Consider the following 22,264-nt stretch of genomic DNA (forward strand, 5'->3'; position numbering starts at 1 on the left):
CCGGACGGCTATCTGCAGAGGGATACGCTGGAAGCGGAAGAGTATGCAGAAGCGTGTAGCAATCTGGCAACGAAAGGAGTCGAAAAGCGGTATGCAATTAATTGACAGAGTGGTCTGTCCGGATAACCTGAATTTGGCGATGAACCGGGTGATTTCCAATAAAGGAAACCCCGGGGTCGACGGGATGACCGTTGACCAACTTGAAGCACATGTTCGCCAATATGCGAAACCATTGATAGCCAAAATCCAAAAAGGGACATATCAACCTTTACCCGTAAAACGGGTAGAGATTCCGAAAGAGAATGGAAAGAAACGCAAATTGGGGATACCGGCAGTCCGGGACCGTATGGTCCAGCAAGCGATTTTTCAAGTTATTGAACCGATAATAGATCCGCACTTCTCTCCAAACAGTTATGGGTTCAGACCGGGTAAAAATGCCAAACAAGCGATTAAACAAGCCGCAAAATATTATGATGAAGGATTCAAAATGGTCGTGGATATCGATCTGAAAAGTTATTTTGATACGATTCCCCATCAAAAGCTGATGAACTATCTTGAACAATATATTCAGGATCCGATCATCTTGAAACTGATCTGGAAGTTTCTTAAAAGCGGGATTATGATAGGGGACAACTGGGAATCTTCAAGAAACGGTGCACCGCAAGGTGGCAACTTATCACCGATTCTCAGCAATGTTTACCTACATGAACTGGATAAGGAATTGGAAAGAAGAGGCCACCGTTTCGTCAGATATGCAGATGACTTTTGCATCTACGTTAAAAGTCGCAGAGCTGCGGAGCGTGTGCTCCTTAACACAACAACTTTCCTCGAGGGAACACTTAAACTGAGTGTGAACCAAGAGAAAAGTGCTATAGGATCACCAACGAAACGAAAGTTTCTGGGGTTTTGCATTCACAAAAGTAATAATGAAACCAGGTGCAGACCTCACCACGCCTCCAAGGCGAAGTTCAAAGCCAAACTGAAATATCTGACGAGAAGAAACCAGGCGAACTCCTTCGATTACATTATTCTTAAGATTAACCAGGTGACAACCGGCTGGATCAACTACTATGGCATCAGTTACATGAAATCCTTTATCAACAGCATTAAGCAATGGTTACACCATCGGCTGAGGCAACTGATCTGGAAACAGTGGAAGAAAATTAAAACGAGATACAAGAATTTGATGAAGTATGGCATTGAAACCGAAGAAGCTTGGAAAATGGCAAACACTCGCAAAGGCTATTGGCGTGCCTCCAAGAACGAGACACTGCACAAAGCCATCAAAATAGAAAAGCTCGCAGGGTGGGGACTCAAAGACATGAGTCAACTCTACGAGCGTGCATACTCAACTTATTGAACCGCCGTATACGGGTCCGTACGTACGGTGGTGTGAGAGGTCGGGGCTGTGAAGCCCCTCCTACTCGATTTTATTTGGTTAAAGGCGTGCCAGGCAGTAAACGTCCCTGAGGGGGAGCAAACAGCGGTTCTGGAATGGTCAATCAGTGAAAATGCCAAATTTTCATTCTATTTGCCTATCGTCATTTATTTCGGAAACCGATATATTAGTAGTGTTGCAATTTTTCAGTAGGAAGTGAGGTTCCCGTGTATGGAGACGTTTAAGCGACTGCAGATGTTTTATATGCCTTATAAACGGTTTTTCTTTTTATCCATTTTATTTCTGTTAATCACGACGGCACTCACCGTCGTTTATCCGGTTATCTTACAGATCACCATTGATTATGTGATTGGCGAAGGCAATTTTGAATGGGTGCCGTTTGTGGCGATTGGTTTTTTCTTTGTGATGCTGTTGAAGAGTGTCACCGTGTATTTTCATCAGTATCTGGGTGATTTATTTGGGATCAATGCAGTTTATGAGCTGCGTAATGCCCTCTATAAAAAGCTTCAGTTCCTGCCTTTCAGGTATTATGACAATGCCAGAACCGGAGACCTGATGTCGAGACTGACCGCTGACGTGGAAGGTTTCCGTTTCTTCCTCTCGTTCGGATTTGCCCAGTTGATCAATGTGGTTATGCTGATCAGCCTCAGTATGGGGATCATGTTTTATTACAGTCCGATGCTCGCAACCGTGACGCTGATGTCCATGCCGTTCCTGATCATTACGGTGTATAAGTTTGATAAAAAGGTTCATCCGGCCTTCACGGATATCCGAAAGTCATTTGCCGGGATGACAACCAAAGTCCAGGAAAACATTAGCGGCATGCCGACGGTCAAATCGCTCTCAAAAGAGGGTTTTGAAATGGGACGTTTTGACGACAAGAACACCGATTATAAAGAAAAATTTATTTATACATCGAATATATGGGCGAGGTATTTCCCGTTCATGGAACTGATCGGTCAAATTGCTGTTGTGGTCCTCCTTGGTTACGGGGGCTGGCTTGTGATTCAGGGCGATCTTCAGCCCGGTGTTCTCGTAGCTTTCTTCAGTCTCGTCTGGTACATTATTAATCCGCTCATGAACCTTGGGTTTATTGTCAACACGTTTTCACAGGCGAAGGCATCCGGAGAGCGGATTCTGCAAGTGCTTGATGAGCGTGAAGATATCTTTGATAAACCGGGAGCCATCGAAGTGGCCCGCCTTGAAGGCCATGTCACATTTGAGCAGGTCCGTCACCGTTATGATGGCGATGAGCAGCCGGCATTGAATGATATCAGCTTTGAAGCGAAGCCGGGGATGACAATCGGTCTGATCGGTGCTACGGGCTCCGGTAAGACCTCGATTACGCAATTGATTACCCGGTTTTATGAGCCTGATCGGGGCAGGATTCTGATTGACGGGCGACCGGTTTCCGATTATACCCTGAAAACCATTCGGAAAAATACGGGTGTCGTTCTTCAGGAATCATTCCTGTTCTCTTCATCGGTAAAGGACAACATCTCCTACGGGAATCCCGAAGCGACGATGGATCAGATTATCGATGCAGCCAAAAGGGCTGATGCCCATGAGTTTATCGCGGAGTTGCCAGAAGGCTATGACACAATTCTCGGTGAGCGGGGCGGCGGATTGTCGGGCGGTCAAAAACAACGCATCGCGATTGCCCGTGCCATCTGTATCGATCCGACGATCCTGATTCTCGATGACGCCACGAGTGCGGTCGATATGGAGACGGAAGCAAAAATCCAGGCTGCCTTCCAAGAGGTAATGAAGGGAAGAACAACGTTTATCATCGCACACAGGATTTCGTCACTTATGCATGCAGATGAGATCCTGGTCCTCGATAACGGCAATATCGTCGAACGGGGCACACATGATGAGCTTTTGACGATTGAAGATGGTCATTATCGCCACATCTATGATATTCAGTACCGCGATCGGCATGAATTTATCCAATCCAATTAACAGGAGGTGATCAGATGTCTGCACAAACAAACCGCGATCAGGAAGCCGGTTCAAGAACGCTGAAGCGATTCCATTATTCAACAGATCAGGCGATTGAGAAACCGTTCAACTGGAAGCAGATGCTGCGGCTCTTCAGCTTTATGAAACCTTACGCAAAGACGATTCTTCCAATTGCGATCCTCGGGATGGTGCTGTCGACGGCTGTGCGTTTATTTGCGCCTATTCTGATCGGAAGCTTTGCTCTTGACCATATAATCGAACATGGTGATGTGAATTTTCTCTGGATCATGGTCGGGGTTATCGCCTTTATGTATGTTATTTCCTACATAGGGAATACACTGAGGATCAAATACATGAACAAGCTTGGACAACTTGTGATATTTGATATGCGTAAAAAACTCTTTAATCATATTCAGCGTCTGTCTCACCGGTTTTTCGATCAAAGGTCGGCGGGGTCGATTCTCGTCAGGATCACCAACGACGTGAACAGTCTCCAGGATTTATTCACGAACGGGGTCATCAATCTCCTGATGGATCTGATTATGCTGATCGGGATTGTGATTCTGCTCTTTGTCATCAGTCCTTCATTGACTGTTGCCATTATGATCGTGCTGCCATTGATGTTTTTTATCTCCACGAGACTGCGCCGGAATATCCGACGTTCGTGGCAGGATGTGAGGATTAAGCAGTCGATGATCAATTCGCATCTCAATGAAAGCATTCAGGGAATCCGTGTAACTCAGTCATATACGCAGGAAAACGAAAACATCGGCTTTTTTAAGAAGATGAATCAGACGAACTTTGAAGCATGGCGAAATGCGACGCAAAAAAGTGCCATGTTCCGGCCTTTTGTGGAAATGAGCGGGGCGATCGGGACCGCAATTCTGCTCTCCTTCGGTGTATTCCTCATTCAGATGGAGGCATTGACGATCGGTGAGTTCTTCGCGTTTTCTCTTTATATCGGGATGTTTTGGGAACCGATTTCGAGGCTCGGGCAGGTGTATAACCAGCTGCTTGTCGGTATGGCATCATCAGAGCGGATCTTTGAGTTCCTCGATGAACAGCCTTCTGTTCCTGAAAAAATGAATGCAAAAACTTTAAAGGATATAGATGGTCACATTCAGTTTGATCACGTCGAGTTTGCTTATGATGAGAAAAGAAAAGCTCTTCACGATATGTCGATCGAAATTAAAGGCGGTCAGACCGTTGCCCTTGTTGGACATACAGGCTCCGGTAAAACAACGATTGTCAACTTAATCAGCCGTTTTTATGATCCGACGAAAGGAAGAATCCTTCTCGATGGGCATGATTTAAGGGATATTCGTCTCGACAGTCTCCGTGAGAAGGTCAGTATTGTTTTACAGGATACATTTATATTTTCAGGTACGATCATGGATAATATCCGCTTTGGCAGACCTGATGCGACAGACGAAGAGGTAAAACAGGCGGCTTACACGGTAGGCGCAGATGGATTTATTCAGGAGCTTCCGAACGGGTATGAAACGGAAGTGGAAGAACGGGGAAATATTCTGTCTGTCGGAGAGCGGCAGTTGATTTCCTTTGCCAGGGCGCTTCTCGCAGATCCGCAAATCCTGATTCTGGATGAAGCGACGGCCGCAATTGACACGGAAACCGAACAGATCATTCAGGCGGCTCTCCGTAAACTGCTTCATGGTCGAACGGCGATTATGATCGCGCACCGTCTTTCTACGATCAGGGAAGCAGACCGGATTTTTGTTTTGGAACAGGGGAAGATACTTGAGCAGGGGGATCATGATGATCTCATGGCTCAGAGGGGTGAATACTACGAACTGGTCAAATCACAGTTTAATGCCCTGAATACCGGATGACAAAGAAGCAGCACCGAATCGGAGGATTCGGTGCTGCTTTCATTTGTTATTCGGGTGGCCAGCAGAAGGAACAGATCAGTTCTGTTTAGCGCGGTCTCTGCATCGTTTAACCAGTTCTTCATCTGGGGTCACAAAGAGTGTGTTCTGTTGTTCGTACGTGACATATCCCGGTTTTGCGCCGTTTGGCTTTCGGACATGGCGGATTAGGGTGTAGTCAACAGGCACCTGTCCTGACAACCTGCTTTTTGAGAAGTACGCCGCGAGGTTAGCTGCTTCGTGCAGGGTTTTTTCGCCGAATGTCTCACTGCGGATCACCACGTGGGAGCCGGGAATATCCTTTGTGTGGAGCCAGGTGTCATTTTGGCGGGCCATCCGGTTTGTGACATATTCATTTTGAATGTTGTTTTTGCCTACGTAGATTTCGATTTCCTCGGATGAGAGGTATTTCTCTGGTTTCGGTTTTTGAGGCTTTTTCGGCTTTTTGGATGTTTTTTTCTTTTTCAGATAGCCGCCTGCTTCAAGTTCGTTGCGGATTTCTGCAATGTCTTCGGTGGTGGCCATTTCAACATGCTGAATAAGTGTATCGAGATAAGCCATTTCCTCTTTTGCCTGCTTCAGCTGTTTTTTGACATGAACGGCAGCGGTTTGCCGCTTTCGGTATCGCTTGAAGAACTGTTGGGCGTTTTCGGACGGCGATTTGTCCGGATCAAGGGGAATGATTTTTTCCGGCTGTTCTTCTTCATAATAATCGATTACGGTAATGGTTTTGTCCCCCGGCTGAATTTGATGCATATGCGCTGTGACGAGTTCGCCGTTTTTCTGGTCATCTTGTGCCTTCTCTGTGTCATTCAGGGTCTGTTCAAGTTTTTTCAGCTTTTTCTTATTTTTTTGATATTCGTTTCTCAAAAAACGCTCCAAATCATGGGCCTGCTGACGGACACGGTCACGCTCGGCTTTGTTTTCGTAAAAAGCATCGAGCATGACAGATGTGTTGTCATAGGAGTCTTTATTGCCGCTAAGGTGTGTCAGATCGATCACGGAGAACGTTTCTTTTTCATTCCGGATGATTTGGGGTCTGGCTTCACCCTGTTTTAATGGTTCCATTGTATCTGTGAAAGCCTGGGGGAGGGAGTCCCGGTTAATGAGACCTGCTCTGTGCTGGATTTCCCTGATGATTTGCGGAGAGAGTCCTGCAAACAGGTTTCGGATCTGATCTTGCACTTTACCTGCATTGTAATCGATTTTCCGTCTCAGTAATTCCTCATCTGCATCAAGCGGGTTGAGTTTGTCCATGTATGGCGGTGGTGAGTAGGGTTGTCCCGGCATCACGGTACGTTTTGAAACAGATGGCGGAATATGCTTCAGGCTGTCTAATATTGTGCCCGTTTCTTTATCGACGAATATAAGATTACTGTGTCTGCCCATCAATTCGAGGATCAGGATTTTGTAAGAAACGTCGCCAAGTTCATTTCGGCCTTTAAATGAGAAAGTCACGATTCGCTCGAGTCCATCCTGTTCAATGGATTCGAGAATGCTTCCTTCGAGATGTTTACGCAACACCATGGTAAACATCGGTGGTTCCTGCGGGTTTGTGAATTTCAGTTTCGTCAGATGGAACCTTGCAAAGTTTGGATTCACCGAAAAAAACAGCTGATGGTTTTTTCCGTGAGCCCGAATGGTCATCATAATATCTGAAGGGTCTGGCTGATGGATCTTGGTTATGCGTCCGGACTGAATCGTGTTGGCGAGTTCATCGGTCACCGCACGCGTTACTGTACCGTCAAAAGACATGATAGTTCCTCCGTTCATCTGTCAAAGTCTTGTCCATTATAGCAAAATTACACCGTTTAACAAACGAGCGGCAATTTTTCTGCTAAAATAAGGGTTCAGAAAAACAGATTTGGAGTACGACTTGTTGAATGGATAAAAATTCGTTAAACTATACAAAGTGGATGTGATATGAATGATGAAGAGTATGACAGGTTTCGGGAGATCGGCCAAGGAAATCGGCAACAGTCTGATCACAGTTGAGATGAAGGCTGTAAATCACCGTTATTCCGAGGTAAATATGCGATTACCGAGGCAACTGCTGTTTTTGGAAGACCGGCTGAAAAAACGAATCAGCCGCGATGTGAAACGCGGGAAAGTGGATGTTTATGTTAATTTGCACGGTTCATTGGGTGTGGAGCGCCATGTGCAGGTAGACTGGGCTATCTTTGATCAGTACCATCAGGTCTACAATGACATGGTCAAACATTCCGTTGCATCAGAGGCATTCCCTGTCGATCAGCTGTTGCTGCATGAAGACGTCGTTTCCGTTCAGGAAAAAGAGGAAGTCACTGACGATTTGGGCGAAACGGTTGAATCTGTCCTGGAGGCGGCAGTGGAACAGCTTCGCGACATGAAAATCAATGAAGGCAAAGCCATGTTTAATGACATGATGAAACGGCTTGATACATTGCATGCATCGATTCATGAACTTGAAAAACTGGCTCCGCGAGCAGAAGAGGAGTACAGGTCAAGGCTTCAAAAACGGATGGAAGACATCATCGGGCAATACGGTTCAGTGGAAGAGCAGCGGGTTTTGACTGAAGTGGCAGTCTTTGCAGAGAAATCGGATTTTTCCGAAGAACTGACGCGGATGGCAAGCCACCTGCAACAGTTTTCGGCGATGATGAAGGACGAGGAACCGGTTGGACGTAAGTTGGATTTTCTTATGCAGGAAATGAACAGGGAAGTCAATACGATCGGGTCAAAAGCCAACCAGCTTGAAGTGAACCACACAGTCGTGCAAATAAAATCTGAACTTGAAAAAATCAGAGAACAGATTCAGAATATCGAATAACAGCCAGAACGATACTATGCGCAGAACAGGAGAATGATTGTGGATATTAAACTTATTAATATTGGTTTTGGAAACATCGTGTCGGCGAACAGGATCATTTCAATTGTGAGCCCTGAATCCGCTCCAATTAAACGCATTATTTCGGATGCAAGGGATCGGAATATGCTGATTGACGCTACTTACGGGCGAAGAACCCGTGCTGTTATTATTGCAGACAGTGACCATGTCATTTTATCAGCCGTGCAGCCGGAGACTGTTGCACAGCGTGTGATTACAAGCAAAGAGGACGCCACGGAAGAATAGTCCGGGTTTGTCGGGCCGCCATTTGGCGGCTTTCGATTTGCTGTTGGCGTTGCAGGTGGTCTGTGGTATGATTATAGGATGAATACAGGCGGAGGTAATAATTCATTATGAAAAGAGAAAAGGGTTTACTGATCGTGCTGTCCGGTCCTTCCGGGGTCGGAAAAGGAACGGTTTGCGGGGCACTCCGTGAACATGATACACATATTCGCTACTCGGTTTCAGCGACGACCCGCTCGCCGCGGGAAGGGGAACAGGAGGGCGTTAATTATTTTTACAAGTCGAAAGAAGAGTTCGAACGTATGATCCATGAGGATGAACTGCTTGAATACGCTCAGTACGTTGAGAATTATTATGGCACACCGAGACAATACGTCGAAGAGATGATTAATAAAGGTCACGATGTCATCCTCGAAATCGAGGTGCAGGGTGCTCTTCAAGTTAAAGAAACCTTTCCGGAGGGCGTGTTTATTTTCCTGATGCCACCTGACCTGAAAGAACTTCGAAACCGTATTGAAGGCCGCGGGACGGAAACGAAGGAACTGATTGATAACCGCATGAGTGTGGCAAAAGACGAGATCGATCTGATGGACAAGTATGATTACGTTGTTGAAAACGATGAAGTGGAACTTGCCGTTGAGCGAATCAAAGCCATTGTAACCGCAGAAAACTGCAAAAAGGACCGTCTGATCCATCTGTATAAAGAACTTGTAAAGGAGTGATTGACGATGTTGAAGCCATCGATTGATTCATTAATGACGAAGATCAATTCAAAATATACGCTGGTGACGATTTCCTCACAGCGTGCAAGAGAACTCCGTGACTACCCGGAAACAGCGAGCATGACTGTCCGCTCAACCTCACCAAATTTTGTGGGACGTGCTTTGGAAGAGATTGATCAGGAAATTTTGGGCTATAAAAAATTGACCTGTCTGATCCAGGTGAAGATGAAGACGAAACAATCAGCTGATGCTGGTTGTTTTCTTTTTTATCCGGTTTATCTGCAAAACTTATTGAAAAGGCTTAATGAAGCAGCTGGTAAACCCGCATCGACGTTTGAAGTGAATGAGCGAATCCCATTATCTATAAGGATGATTCTTCTGCATGATCCGCCTTTCATGTATAATGGGAGGTAACGAATGTTCGATTGAAAGGATGAATGACCTTGAATCAAAAGAAACGGATCTTACTATGCGTGTCCGGTGGCATAGCCGTATTTAAGGCGGCTGCTCTGACAAGTAAACTCACACAGAATGATTATGAAGTGAAGGTGCTTATGACACAATCTGCGGAAAAGTTCGTCACACCCCTGACGTTTCAGGCGCTGTCGCGGGGATATGTGCATGATGATACGTTTGATGAACCGGAGCCTGATAAAATTGCCCACATTGACGCTGCTGACTGGGCGGATCTGATCGTGATTGCCCCTGCAACGGCCAATGTCCTGGGAAAGTTGGCTAACGGTATTGCCGATGATATGGTAACAACCACACTTATGGCTGCGACGGCTCCGATTCTCGTAGCGCCGGCCATGAATGTACATATGTATCAGCACCCGGCTGTTCAGCGCAATATGACGACTCTTGAAGAGTTCGGCTACCGCTTTATCGAACCGGATGACGGCTATTTAGCCTGCGGCTACACCGGAAAGGGACGGATGGCTGAGCCTGAGGATCTCCTGGCAGCCATCGATCATCATTTCATCCGACAGGCTCACAGGGAATGGCATGGTAAACGTGTTCTTGTCACTGCGGGTCCCACGGTTGAAGCTGTGGATCCGGTTCGCTATTTTACGAACCGTTCATCTGGCAAAATGGGGTTTGCGGTGGCTGAGGAAGCCGCAGCACGAGGCGCTCATGTCACATTGATCGCCGGACCGACGGCTCTTGCCACGCCTCACGGGGTTCAAAGAATCGATGTTAAATCTGCAGAAGACATGTATAAAGAGGTCCACCGTGCCTATCCTGATACCGATTTGGTGATCAAGGCTGCGGCAGTGGCGGATTACAAGCCTGAAGATGCCGTTACTGAGAAGATCAAAAAACAGGATGATGTGATGACTCTATCTTTGGTGAAGACACCGGATATCCTGAAAAGCCTCGGTGAACAGAAGAAAGATCAGGTTCTCGTCGGTTTTGCTGCCGAATCGCAGCAGGTTGAAGAATACGGCCGGAAAAAATTACATGAAAAGCAGCTTGATGCGATCGCGATTAATCATATTGCTAAAGAAGGAATGGGATTTGACGGGGACACAAACGAGATCATGCTGATTTTTCAAAATGGCAGAGAAGTGACCATCCCTCTCAGCCAAAAACGGGATGTGGCAAGACACTTGCTTGATGAAATCGAACCGCTCATCACGGGGCGAGGTTCATGATCGTTCAGGTCATTGTCGACGTGCAGGCCCAGCAGACAGACAGGCTGTATGACTACCGAGTGCCCGATGAATTTGTCACGATTGTGAGAGCGGGTATGCGTGTGATTGTTCCGTTCGGACCGAGAAAAGTGCAGGGATTTGTCATCAGGACTTCGCATACCTCAACGGTGCCGGACGACAAACTGAGGGCGATCAGTGATTTGACCGATCTCTCCCCGCCATTGACGGATGAACTGCTGGCGCTTTCAGAATGGGTTCGGGATCATACGGTTTCCTATCATATTTCCGTGCTGAAATCCATGCTTCCTGCGGCTATGCGAGCCAAATACAGAAAAAAACTCATCCTGAAAGACGACGTCATGCCAGATATCCCCGATCAAGAACAGGAACGGATTTACGGCCTGATGAAAGATGGCGAGGTGGCGGACTGGGATAAGTGGAAGAAGTCCGCTTCCCAGGATGAACAAAAGCAAATCAGCGCGTGGATCAGTGCCGGGCTTGTTTCCGTTGAACCGGTTGTCAGTACGGGTGAAACAGTGAAAAAGCTGCTTCATCTCTGTCTGATAAAAGAGCCGCATACAGACTTGGAGAGCTACGCCGCGCTTGAGAAACGTTCACCCCGACAGGCGGAGATTGTCAGAGCGCTTTCCGCTCACGATTCGAAATGTCTGCCGGTAAAAGAACTCAAAGCCGGATCCCAGATGATCAGATCCCTGACCGAGAAAGGGTGGGTTGAGAAGAAAGAAGTATCCATAAACCGGGATCCCTATTCAGATCGGGATTTTGAAAAAACACATAATCGCACGCTCATGCCCGAACAGCAGGAAGCCTTCAACAGAATCGTTCCCGCTGTTCACGAAGCGCGTCATGAGGCCTTTCTCATCCGTGGTGTTACGGGAAGCGGAAAGACAGAAATATATCTGCAAACGATCGAGCAGGTTTTGCTGAAAGGTAAAGAAGCGATCATGCTTGTCCCCGAAATTTCCCTTACCCCTCAGATGGTGACGAGATTTAAGGAGCGCTTTGGTTCGAGGGTCGCCGTTTTACACAGCGCTTTGTCATCCGGAGAGAAATATGATGAATGGCACCGGATTCGAAAAGGGGAAGTGGATGTGGCAGTTGGTGCCCGTTCAGCGGTCTTTGCCCCTTTTGAACAGATCGGCATCATCATCATCGATGAAGAGCATGAAGGAAGCTATAAACAAGAGGATAATCCACGCTACCATGCGCGTGATGTGGCATTAAAGCGCGGGGAATTATACAATTGTCCGGTCATTCTCGGAAGTGCAACGCCATCCCTTGAAAGTTATGCAAGGGCAAAGAAAGGCGTCTACACGCTGATCGAAATGGAAAAGCGTGTAAACGATGTTCAAATGCCGGACGTGGAGATCATCGATATGAAAGATGAACTGAGAAGTGGAAATCGCTCAATGTTCTCGGAGAAACTGCTCGAAGCAATGAAGCAGCGCATTGACAAACAGGAGCAGATTGTTCTTTTTTTAAATCGAAGGGGTTACTCGACATTTATTATGTGCAGGGACTGCGGTTTTGTTGCGGAGTGCCCGCACTGTGACATATCGCTTACCTTTCATCAGTCTACCAACCAGCTTCAATGTCATTACTGCGGCTATCATCATACGGTCCCAAGGCAGTGTCCGGAGTGTACGAGTGAATCGATCCGCTTTTTCGGTACAGGTACACAGAAGGTAGAAGATGAACTCAGGCAGGTTTTGCCTGATGCCAGGGTGATCCGTATGGATGTTGATACGACAGGAAAAAAGGGCTCGCACGAAAAACATCTGACGGCATTTGGCAATCATGAAGCAGATATTTTACTCGGTACTCAAATGATTGCCAAAGGTCTCGATTTTCCGGATATTACGCTCGTTGGAGTCCTGGCTGCCGACTCGATGCTTCATCTGCCGGATTTCCGGGCAGGGGAGAGGACTTTTCAGCTCCTGACCCAGGTCAGTGGACGGGCAGGCAGACACGAAAAACACGGGGAAGTGCTTGTGCAGACATACACGCCGGATCACTACAGTATCCAGGATGTTGTTTCGCATGATTATATCGGTTTTTTTCAAAAGGAAATGCGCATGCGAAAGCAAGCGGGTTATCCGCCATATTATTTTTTAACCTTGATTCATGTGAGTGATGAATCACTTGATGAGACAGTGAAGGCAACCGAAGCGATTACACGGTTTTTAAAAGAACATTTGTCGGATGAGACCAAAATCTATGGCCCCGTGGCATCGTCGATCCCCCGGATTAAAGATAGATATCGCTATCAATGCATGATAAAATACAAAGTTGAGCCAAAATTGACTGCTGTCTTGCAACAGGTCTTTGTTCTCTTCGAGGGAAGATTGAATAAAGGCGGTTTGCAAATTGCGATCGATACAAATCCGAACATGATGCTATAGAGGATGTGAGAAGCGAAATGAAAGTAATCTTTATGGGAACGCCGGATTTTTCTGTTCCGGTACTTGAAGGTCTCTGCGAGTCCGGTTACGATGTCGTAATGGTTGTGACTCAGCCGGACAGGCCGAAAGGCAGAAAGAAACAGTTAACGCCACCTCCAGTCAAAGTGGCTGCCGAAAAACGCGGTTTATCCGTATATCAGCCGGAAAAAATCAGGGATCCAAAAGAAGCGGAGCACGTATTGGCAGCAGATGCTGATCTGCTCGTTACAGCGGCTTACGGACAGATTCTGCCAAAGGAGATCCTTGAAAGCACGCGACTTGGCTGTATAAACGTCCACGCTTCCCTTTTGCCTGAATACAGAGGGGGTGCCCCGATTCACCAGGCGGTAATCGACGGCAAGAACAAAACAGGCATCACGATTATGTATATGGTGGAAAAGCTTGATGCAGGAGATATACTGACCCAGCGTGAAACACCCATTACGGATGAGGATACGACGGGCACCATGCACGACAGGCTGAGCCGGATCGGCGCTGAACTTCTCCTTGAAACGATTCCAAGACTTGCTGCAGGTGAATTGTCGCCAAGAAGGCAGGATGAGGAGAAGGTGACGTTTGCTTCGAATATTAAAAAAGAACAGGAACGGGTTGATTTTTCCCAATCTGCAAGAGCGGTGTTCAACCATATTCGGGGATTGAACCCCTGGCCTGTGGCACACACGCTTCTCGATGGAAAGCGGCTGAAGCTGTGGGACAGTGTTGAAGTGGAAGAGCATACAGCAGCCGCACCCGGAGAGATCGTTGCTCTTTCAAAATCCGGTGTGGATGTGGCTTGCGGGAATCGGTCAATCATCCGGTTGACGAAGCTGCAGCCGCAGGGGAAAAAGCCGATGGATGCGGCGACATTTTTACAAGGGGCCGGCAAAAATCTTGAACCCGGTCACCGGTTAGGAGATGACGATGACAGTTAATCAGTCACCGGGTAATGTGCGTGATGCAGCACTGGATGTGCTGATCAAAATTTCAAAAGATCAGGCCTACTCCCATTTGCTGCTGAATGAAACCGTTATGAAAAAAAAGATCAAAGAGGTCGATGTGGCGCTTTTGACGGAGATCGTATACGGCACGTTGCAGCACCAGCGCAGGCTCGATTACTATGTAAGTGCCTTTTCAAAAAAAGAACTGAACAAGTTGGAGAATTGGGTGTTGATTCTCCTTCGTCTGAGCGTGTATCAGATGCATTTTCTCGATCGGGTTCCTGATCATGCGATCTTAAATGAAGCGGTGAGAATCGCTTCGAAAAGAGGGCACAAGGGTATTGCCGGCATGGTGAACGGCATTTTGCGTTCTGTCCAGCGTGAGGGTGTTCCTGATCTTGAGGAGATCGAAGACCCGAAAGAGCGGCTTGCGATTGAAACGAGCCATCCTGACTGGCTCATTCAGCGATGGATCAGCCATTATGGATTTGAGACAGCTCATCGGATTGCACATGGTAATTTGAGCTATCCTGTCTCATCAGCGCGGGTCAACCGGATGAAAGTGACAAGGGAAGAACTGATGCATGAATGGACAGAGGAAGGGCTTCAGATCACAGCAAGCCCGTATCTTGAGGAGGCAGTCCGAGTGGATAAGGGTGTCATCAGCAGAACGGCCGCTTTCAGGGAAGGGAGATGTTCAATACAGGACGAAGGATCCATGATGGTTACGGGTCTCCTAGATCCGAAGCCCGGTATGCGGGTCCTTGATTCCTGTGCTGCTCCTGGAGGCAAGACCTCTCATATCGCGGAGCGGATGAATGATGAAGGTGAGCTCTATGCCATGGATATTCACAAACATAAGATCAAGCTGATTGATGCTCAGGCAGAACGGCTCGGGCTTTCTGTTGTTCACGGTCTCAAGGGAGATGCAAGACTTGCCGGAGAACAACTGGAAGAAGAATCATTCGACTGTATCCTCGTGGATGCACCCTGTTCCGGACTCGGTGTTATTCAGCGCAAGCCCGATTTGAAATGGACGAAATCCGAACGGGATATTGAGCGGTTGACGGTCATCCAGGGAGAGATCCTGAAACAGGTATGGCCGCTTCTGAAACCCGGAGGCAGACTCGTTTACAGTACTTGTACGATCGATTATGAAGAAAACGAGGGACAGGTGACCCATTTTGTCAATGAAACGGCCGATGCCGATTTTGAAGCGGATTTTCTAAACCGCCTTCCGGAGCCTGTTCAGACTTCTTCCTTTGCAAATCAAAGTGGGATTCAACTGATACCCGGACAGTATGGGACGGATGGATTTTTCATGACGTCCATCGTCAAACGCGACCACAGGAAATGAGGGATAACTGTGAACGGATTATTTTTGACTGATATAGGAAAGGTCAGGCGCTATAACGAAGACGCAGGTGCCTTTTTCTTTCATGACAGAGTTGAGGATACGGCACTTGCAATTGCGGCTGATGGCATGGGAGGTCATCAGGCGGGAGACGTGGCGAGCAGGATGAGCGTTGATTTACTGAGTGAGTTTTGGGCTGAGGCCGGAGAAGAAGAAGCGAAGGACTGGGGAGGCTGGCTGGAAGCCAACCTGGCCAAAGTGAACACGGGTGTTTATACACACGGTCAGTCACACCCGGAGTTACAGGGAATGGGGACAACTGTTGCTGCTGTCATATGCACGGAATCGAAGTTCTTTGTAGGCAATATTGGTGATTCAAGAGTGTATCACCTGAACAGTTCGACCGGTGAATTTAAACAGGTGACAAAGGATCATTCAGTTGCAGCGGAGCTATTCCGAGCCGGACAAATTTCGGAAACTGAGGCAGATCATCATCCGAGAAAGCATATGCTGACCAAGGCTGTGGGTACAAATCCTTCTGTTGCCTCTGATGTCTTTGAATTCGGGTGGACAAAAGGAGATAAGCTGCTGATTTGCACTGACGGTCTGTCCAACAAGGTTTCCGACGAATCTCTTGCAAGAATCATGATCGGCCATACATTGCTCGCTTCCGCCGGTCAGGCGATGATCGGCGAAGCGAATCACATGGGCGGCGAGGATAATATTTCTCTTATCCTTGTGGAACACGGCCATAAAGGAGGCGGTATCAGTGCCTCATAAACGGGTCAATGAACGCTATGAAATCATCCGCCCTATTGGCGGAGGTGGAATGGCTGATGTGTTCTTGGCAAAGGATTTAATTCTTGATCGGGATGTAGCTGTGAAAGTTTTGAAAAACCAGTTTGCCAATGACGATGAGTTCATTCGCCGATTCCGCAGAGAAGCACAGTCTGCCGCCTCTATGTCCCATCCGAACATTGTTAATATTTTTGATGTCGGTGAAGAAAACAATGAGTATTACATTGTCATGGAATATGTGGAAGGGCAGACATTAAAACAATATATTCATGATCACGGCTCATTAAGTCCCGAAGAAACGGTACGGATTCTCCGACAGGTATCGAGCGCGGTAAGCCACGCTCATGATAACCATATTGTACACAGGGATATTAAACCGCAAAATATACTGATATCCCCGAACGGCACGGCCAAAGTTACGGATTTCGGAATCTCCAGAGCAATCAGTGATGCGACCATAACCCATACGAATTCGGTTTTGGGTTCTGTTCATTATCTGTCTCCTGAACAGGCGAAAGGCGGATACGTGACATACCAGTCGGATCTTTATTCCCTTGGTGTCGTCGCCTATGAAATGCTGACTGGCAAAGTCCCATTCACAGCAGATACACCGGTATCCATTGCACTGAAACATCTTCAGGATCCTTTTCCATCGGTTCGGGAGATGAAACCTGATGTCCCGCAGAGTTTGGATAATGTGATACTTCGGGCCACTTCAAAAGAACCGGAAAAGCGCTATGGTAATGCACACGCCATGCTGGCCGATATTGAAACGGTGCTTACCGCGGGACGTGTGAATGAAGAACCGTTTGTTGCAGATGATCCTGACGAAGGGGCAACAAAGGCGATGCCTGCAGTCAGTTCGAGGTCTGCTCTTGCAGATCCTGATGAAACGATTATTTCATCAGGCGGTGATCAGGCGAATACAAAGGCTTTTAAAAGAGAAGAAGATACGCAAAAAGGAAAAAAGAAGAAACGGCCTGCAGCATTTTGGTGGAAAACAGGCGGTATAGCAGCCGCTGTGATGCTGGCAATTATTTTGTTTCTGATCTGGTGGATTCCGACACTGCTTCATGTGGAGGATGTTGAAATTCCGGATGATCTGATTGGTGAACATGTCGAAGAAGTTGAAGAACGCCTTGAAGAATTACAGTTAGTAACGGAGCGCGAATACCGCTACGATGACGAAATTGAAGAAGATCACGTAATCAGTCACAGCCCTGCAGCCGGTCGTACCGTAAAAGCAGAAACCATGATCACGCTCGTTGTCAGTGAGGGACCGGAGCCTGTTGATATGATTGATGTGACCGGTGAGACAAGGGAACGTGCTTTGAATATGCTCGAAGATTTTCTTGATGTGGAAATCAGTTATACGCAAACGACAGATGAGAATCCCGATACAGTGCTTGAACAGAGTCCGGCAGCGGGAGAATTGATCATTCCCGGAGAGACTTCCGTCAGGTTGACTGTAAGCGAATATCCGGTTTTCAGAATGCCGAACCTGGCAGATATGACAAGAAATGAAGTCCTGGACCTGCTTGAAGATCAACCGTTATTGACACTGTCGTTTAATGAAGAGCATCATCCTTCTGTTGAAGAAGGCAAAGTGATTTCACAAAATCCGGGCAGAGGAGTCGAGATTGATGAACCGACACGCGTGGAGGTTATCTTCAGTCTTGGTCCGGAAGAAGTGGAAGAAGAGCCTGAAGAAGAGCCGGTAAGGGCCATTGTACCATTTGAGGTGTCACTTCCTGAGATTAGCGAAGGTGACGAGGACGGCAATGAAGAACCGGCGAGGTATCGGATACAGATTTCTGTTGCGGATATGAATGCGCAAGTACCAAGACAAGTCATTGACAGGGAAATTACGGAAACGACGACCTTTGATGTGCCAATGGCCGTTGAACCAGGAGAATCGGGCTTTTTGATTCTGGTCGTTGATGGAGAAGAGTTTCAAGATTCACCATTTGAATATACGTACGAACAATTGAGGGATCTTTAATGATTCCAATCTGTGCTGTTAACCGAAGGGGTGGGCTATGCCTAAAGGAAGAATAATCAAAGCACTCAGTGGCTTTTATTATGTTGAATCAGATGAAGGGATCGTTCAGTGCCGGGCCAGGGGGAATTTCCGTAATCGGAAAATCACCCCCTACGTCGGGGACTGGGTTGAGTACGAAGCAGAAAATCACACAGATGGCTATATTCTCGCTATTGATGAGCGGGAGAATCAGCTTGTCCGACCTCCTGTTGCAAACGTGGAACAGGCCGTATTGATTTTCTCTGTGGAAGATCCGAAATTCAGTCCGGTTCTTTTAGACCGTTTTCTCGTTCACGTTGAGGCAAACGGTATCGAACCACTGATATGCATGTCGAAAACCGACCTCAATCACGACGGTATCCGTGAAGAACTTGAGTATTTTGAGGATGCATACACCCGTATCGGATACAGGGTTCTGCGCACGTCCATTTACCTTGAGGAAACCATTGAACAGCTGAAGCCCTACCTGACTGATCGTGTGTCCGTTTTTGCCGGACAAAGCGGCGTTGGGAAATCGTCACTGTTAAATATATTGAAGCCGGGTGTCGAGATCAAAACGGATGAAACGTCCAAGAGTCTTGGGCGCGGCAAGCATACAACCCGTCATGTGGAGCTGATTCCATTAAATGAAGGAGGGTATGTGGCGGATACACCCGGTTTCAGTTCCCTCGATTTTACAGGAATCGAGGCCATCCATTTGGGTGACTGTTTTCCTGAGTTTCAGGAGCTCAGTCATGACTGCAAGTTCAGAGGTTGTCAGCATATCAATGAACCTAAATGCCGGGTGAAAGCAGCTGTGGATGAAGGTCAGGTTACAAAAGAGCGTTATGAGCACTATGTGGAATTCCATGAAGAAATTGAACAAATGAAGCGGAGGTACTGATTATGATTAAGATTGCCCCATCTATTCTTGCTGCCAATTTTTCGAAGCTTGGTGAAGAGATTCAGTCTGCAGAAGCTGCAGGTGCGGATTATATCCACGTTGATGTGATGGACGGACACTTCGTTCCGAATATTACATTTGGTCCATTGGCGGTGGATGCCATCAGACCGTTGACATCACTTCCGCTCGACGTGCATCTGATGATCGAGAATCCGGATCAGTATATATCAGATTTTACAAATGCAGGAGCTGATTTGATCAGTGTTCATGTCGAGGCATGTCCACATCTGCACCGAACGATTCAGCTGATTAAATCAACAGGTGCAAAGGCTGGGGTTGTGTTAAACCCGCATACTCCCGTTTCTGCTATTGAACCGATTTTGGAAGATGTGGATCTTGTATTATTGATGACAGTAAACCCTGGTTTTGGCGGTCAATCCTTCATCCATTCTGTTCTTCCGAAAATTGCGGAAGTCAAAGCATTGGCTGATCAGCGGCACCCGGAACTTGAAATAGAAGTGGACGGCGGAGTGAATGCAGAAACAGCTCGTCTTTGCGCAGAAGCAGGTGCCAATGTCCTTGTTGCAGGATCTGCTGTTTTTGGAAAGACGGACCGTAAGAAGGCTGTTGAAGAATTACGTCTTTAAATGATATACTGCAAAGTGAAAGACAAATGAATCACAAGGGGAGTCCGGCACGGGCTGAGAGGAAGCAGGATGCGCTTCGACCCTCGAACCTGTAAGTTCAAACTTGCGTAGGGATGTGAACCGGATCAATCGCGGTATCGTCCTTATGGGCGATACTTTTTTGTATCCTCCTTTCCTGTGATTCAAAATGAAGAAAGGGGAATGAGAACGATGAAAAACTCACGAACACGATTGATCATTATGGTGGAAATCGCCATGATGGTGGCACTTGCTGCCATTCTTGATTACTTCACATTTTTGAAATTCTGGATTCAGGGAGGATCCGTGTCATTGGCCATGGTACCCATCTTTTTGATGGCTTTCAGAAGAGGCTGGAAAGTGGGCGTTCTGACAGGTGTGCTCTTCGGATTTGTCAATATGATTATACAGCCCTTTATCGTACACTGGCTGCAGGCTCTTCTTGATTATCCCATTGCCTTCGGACTCGCTGGTCTTGCAGGTTTACTGGTATCAAAACCTGGTCAGTCTGCGTTGACTCAATCACTCTTTGTTGCAGGTGGCGTTCTGATTGGCGGTCTGCTCCGTTTCCTGACTCATTTCGGAGCCGGAGTCGTCTGGTTTGGCGAATATGCTCCGGAAGGAACACCGGTGGTTGTGTATTCCTTTACGTATAATCTGTCCTATATGCTCCCGGGCACCTTATTGTCCATGGTGATCATGGTGCTGTTGATCAACGCGTCAAAACGTCTGATACAGCCGCAAAAGAAAGCAGCCTGAAGGTATGACCATCCGAACCGTGATTTTCGCAGGTGGCCCGGAGGCGTCGTTTCCTTCGAAAGACGTCTTCAGTCAAATCAAATTGAAGTCGGATTATTGGATTGGTGCAGATCGTGGTGCACTGCATCTGATCAAACGGGGGATTGCTCCCGATTTGTCTGTCGGGGATTTTGACTCTGTTTCACAAGAAGAATGGGACACGATCCAACGACGGAGTCGAGAGATTTTTGTCCATCCTGAAGAAAAGGATGAAACAGATTTGGAAATTGCGCTGCACGAAGCCATTAAAGCAGGCAGCGAATCAATCTGTCTGATCGGGGTCACAGGCGGGCGTATTGATCATTATCTTATGGCCATCCAGCTGATGGAGCTGACAGCCCGTTCAGTTAAAGAGATTAAGCTTTATGATGTTACCGGGGAAATGTGGATCAGACAGCCGGGGACGTATGAGGAAGAACGCAGGGGTTATAACTATGTGTCGTTTCTTCCTGCCACGGAACAGGTTGAAGGTCTTACGCTCCGGGGGTTTAAATATCCCCTTACCGAAGCGGTGCTGAACAGAGGATCAAGCCTTGCGATCAGCAATCAGCAAACCGATGCAACAGCGACTATCCGATTTACAAAAGGGTTGCTGTACGGCATGTTTTCCGGGGATGAAGAAGAGATCAATGAAGACTGATGCCCGGGGAATCTGAGAACTCCCAGTGTGTATGAAGCACAACTTATGCATATACAAAAAGCGGTGGCCCGTTTGGACCACCGCTTTTTATTAAATCAGATCGACATTCAAAGCGCGATTATACACGCTGAACTTTACCTGATTTCAATGCACGTGCAGAAACGTATACGCGCTTTGGCTTTCCGTCAACCATAATACGGACTTTCTGAACGTTTGCTCCCCAACGGCGCTTTGTTGCATTCAAAGCGTGGGAACGCTTATTACCGGTCTTTGGACCTCTTCCTGTAATCACACATTTACGTGCCATGTCATATCCCTCCTTCGAACACTTTCAATCATAACATGAAGTAGCCTGTACGCAAATCACATACTTGGTTATATTAGCACAGCATCGGAGGGATTTCAAGTGGAATAGGAAAACTGATCAAGTATTTTTACTTGACAGGATCGTCGGTATTCGAAGAGATGCTTACTGGAGCCGGTGACGAAGCCCTATTCACTGAGATTACTTTCATTAACAAACAATCTGTAGTAAAATAACCGTAGCCATTTATGGAATCCTGATTAAGGAGGCAAAGAACGATGACGATTGAGATGAAAACGAACTATGGAAATATTGATGTATCGAAAGAAGTGGTGGCAGTCATTGCCGGAGGTGCAGCAGTGGATTGCTACGGTATTGTCGGTATGGCATCACAAAAACAGTTAAAAGACGGCATCACTGATCTTCTTGGCCGGGAGAACCTTGGCCGCGGCGTTGTCATCCGCGAAGAAGAAAACGGACCGATCCATATTGATATGTATATCATTGTCGGATACGGAACCAAAATTTCCGAAGTGGCGCATAACGTTCAGTCCAAAGTAAAGTATCAGCTAAAGCAGATGCTCGGGCTGAAAGTGGAGTCTGTCAACATTTTTATTCAGGGTGTCAGGGTTCTGAACCCGTAAACCT

General features: G+C 47.1%; 19 protein-coding genes, 1 pseudogene and 1 riboswitch. Of the genes and pseudogenes, 18 read left to right on the forward strand and 2 right to left on the reverse strand.

Features of this window, described 5'->3' with window-relative positions:
• The first annotated feature begins 43 nt into the window (after positions 1-43).
• From ltrA to BSEL_RS08640, 3 genes are all read left to right on the forward strand, one after another.
• Entirely contained in the window at positions 44-1,360 is a 1,317-nt protein-coding gene (ltrA, locus tag BSEL_RS08625; protein ID WP_232970448.1) for a group II intron reverse transcriptase/maturase, read from the forward strand.
• Positions 1,361-1,609: 249 nt separating this feature from the next.
• Positions 1,610-3,361, forward strand: coding sequence for an ABC transporter ATP-binding protein (locus tag BSEL_RS08635; protein ID WP_013172615.1), 1,752 nt, complete (start codon positions 1,610-1,612; stop codon positions 3,359-3,361).
• 14 nt (positions 3,362-3,375) lie between these two features.
• Positions 3,376-5,211 carry an ABC transporter ATP-binding protein gene (locus tag BSEL_RS08640; protein WP_013172616.1) on the forward strand — a complete coding sequence of 612 codons (1,836 nt, stop codon included), beginning with the start codon at positions 3,376-3,378 and terminating at the stop codon, positions 5,209-5,211.
• A gap of 75 nt (positions 5,212-5,286) precedes the next feature.
• On the opposite strand, the gene BSEL_RS08645 is transcribed toward BSEL_RS08640, so the two are convergent.
• Positions 5,287-7,002, reverse strand: a complete 1,716-nt coding sequence (locus BSEL_RS08645; protein WP_013172617.1) for an Rqc2 family fibronectin-binding protein — start codon at positions 7,000-7,002, stop codon at positions 5,287-5,289.
• A gap of 172 nt (positions 7,003-7,174) precedes the next feature.
• Here BSEL_RS08645 and BSEL_RS08650 point away from each other — a divergent pair, with 172 nt between their 5' ends.
• From BSEL_RS08650 to BSEL_RS08715, 14 genes and pseudogenes are all read left to right on the forward strand, one after another.
• The gene (locus BSEL_RS08650; protein WP_013172618.1) at positions 7,175-8,056 is read left to right on the forward strand and encodes a YicC/YloC family endoribonuclease; all 882 of its coding nucleotides are present in this window, start codon (positions 7,175-7,177) and stop codon (positions 8,054-8,056) included.
• A gap of 39 nt (positions 8,057-8,095) precedes the next feature.
• Positions 8,096-8,359 carry an extracellular matrix/biofilm regulator RemA gene (gene remA / locus BSEL_RS08655; RefSeq protein ID WP_013172619.1) on the forward strand — a complete coding sequence of 88 codons (264 nt, stop codon included), beginning with the start codon at positions 8,096-8,098 and terminating at the stop codon, positions 8,357-8,359.
• 107 nt (positions 8,360-8,466) lie between these two features.
• Positions 8,467-9,078: a guanylate kinase gene (gmk, locus tag BSEL_RS08660; RefSeq protein WP_013172620.1), complete on the forward strand. Its 612-nt coding sequence runs from the start codon at positions 8,467-8,469 to the stop codon at positions 9,076-9,078.
• Positions 9,079-9,084: 6 nt separating this feature from the next.
• Positions 9,085-9,279 (forward strand): annotated as a pseudogene (rpoZ, locus tag BSEL_RS18030) (DNA-directed RNA polymerase subunit omega); the annotation flags it as partial.
• A gap of 236 nt (positions 9,280-9,515) precedes the next feature.
• Entirely contained in the window at positions 9,516-10,733 is a 1,218-nt protein-coding gene (coaBC, locus tag BSEL_RS08670) for a bifunctional phosphopantothenoylcysteine decarboxylase/phosphopantothenate--cysteine ligase CoaBC (RefSeq protein WP_408643021.1), read from the forward strand.
• Positions 10,730-13,156: a primosomal protein N' gene (priA, locus tag BSEL_RS08675; RefSeq protein ID WP_013172623.1), complete on the forward strand. Its 2,427-nt coding sequence runs from the start codon at positions 10,730-10,732 to the stop codon at positions 13,154-13,156. The genes coaBC and priA overlap by 4 nt, the downstream gene beginning before the upstream one ends.
• Positions 13,157-13,173: 17 nt before the next feature.
• On the forward strand, positions 13,174-14,127 hold the full coding sequence (gene fmt, locus BSEL_RS08680) for a methionyl-tRNA formyltransferase (RefSeq protein WP_013172624.1): 954 nt from the start codon (positions 13,174-13,176) through the stop codon (positions 14,125-14,127).
• A complete protein-coding gene (gene rsmB / locus BSEL_RS08685; RefSeq protein WP_013172625.1) occupies positions 14,117-15,490 on the forward strand; it encodes a 16S rRNA (cytosine(967)-C(5))-methyltransferase RsmB in 1,374 nt (457 codons plus the stop codon). The genes fmt and rsmB overlap by 11 nt, the downstream gene beginning before the upstream one ends.
• A gap of 9 nt (positions 15,491-15,499) precedes the next feature.
• Positions 15,500-16,267, forward strand: coding sequence for a Stp1/IreP family PP2C-type Ser/Thr phosphatase (locus BSEL_RS08690; protein WP_013172626.1), 768 nt, complete (start codon positions 15,500-15,502; stop codon positions 16,265-16,267).
• Positions 16,257-18,287, forward strand: coding sequence for a Stk1 family PASTA domain-containing Ser/Thr kinase (pknB, locus tag BSEL_RS08695; protein ID WP_013172627.1), 2,031 nt, complete (start codon positions 16,257-16,259; stop codon positions 18,285-18,287). Before BSEL_RS08690 ends, pknB begins: the two co-directional genes overlap by 11 nt.
• Before the next feature lie 37 nt (positions 18,288-18,324).
• The gene (gene rsgA / locus BSEL_RS08700) at positions 18,325-19,209 is read left to right on the forward strand and encodes a ribosome small subunit-dependent GTPase A (RefSeq protein WP_013172628.1); all 885 of its coding nucleotides are present in this window, start codon (positions 18,325-18,327) and stop codon (positions 19,207-19,209) included.
• 2 nt (positions 19,210-19,211) lie between these two features.
• The gene (rpe, locus tag BSEL_RS08705; protein ID WP_013172629.1) at positions 19,212-19,856 is read left to right on the forward strand and encodes a ribulose-phosphate 3-epimerase; all 645 of its coding nucleotides are present in this window, start codon (positions 19,212-19,214) and stop codon (positions 19,854-19,856) included.
• Between the two features lie 26 nt (positions 19,857-19,882).
• Positions 19,883-19,987: riboswitch (TPP riboswitch) on the forward strand.
• A 79-nt stretch (positions 19,988-20,066) separates the two neighbouring features.
• Positions 20,067-20,633, forward strand: coding sequence for an energy-coupled thiamine transporter ThiT (gene thiT, locus BSEL_RS08710; RefSeq protein ID WP_013172630.1), 567 nt, complete (start codon positions 20,067-20,069; stop codon positions 20,631-20,633).
• A gap of 4 nt (positions 20,634-20,637) precedes the next feature.
• A complete protein-coding gene (locus BSEL_RS08715; RefSeq protein ID WP_013172631.1) occupies positions 20,638-21,312 on the forward strand; it encodes a thiamine diphosphokinase in 675 nt (224 codons plus the stop codon).
• Positions 21,313-21,430: 118 nt separating this feature from the next.
• On the opposite strand, the gene rpmB is transcribed toward BSEL_RS08715, so the two are convergent.
• On the reverse strand, positions 21,431-21,619 hold the full coding sequence (rpmB, locus tag BSEL_RS08720) for a 50S ribosomal protein L28 (protein ID WP_013172632.1): 189 nt from the start codon (positions 21,617-21,619) through the stop codon (positions 21,431-21,433).
• 275 nt (positions 21,620-21,894) lie between these two features.
• Here rpmB and BSEL_RS08725 point away from each other — a divergent pair, with 275 nt between their 5' ends.
• Positions 21,895-22,260, forward strand: coding sequence for an Asp23/Gls24 family envelope stress response protein (locus BSEL_RS08725; RefSeq protein ID WP_013172633.1), 366 nt, complete (start codon positions 21,895-21,897; stop codon positions 22,258-22,260).
• Positions 22,261-22,264 lie beyond the last annotated feature (4 nt).

Origin of the sequence: [Bacillus] selenitireducens MLS10 (genome assembly GCF_000093085.1) — a bacterium.
Lineage (GTDB): Bacteria > Bacillota > Bacilli > Bacillales > Salisediminibacteriaceae > Salisediminibacterium > Salisediminibacterium selenitireducens.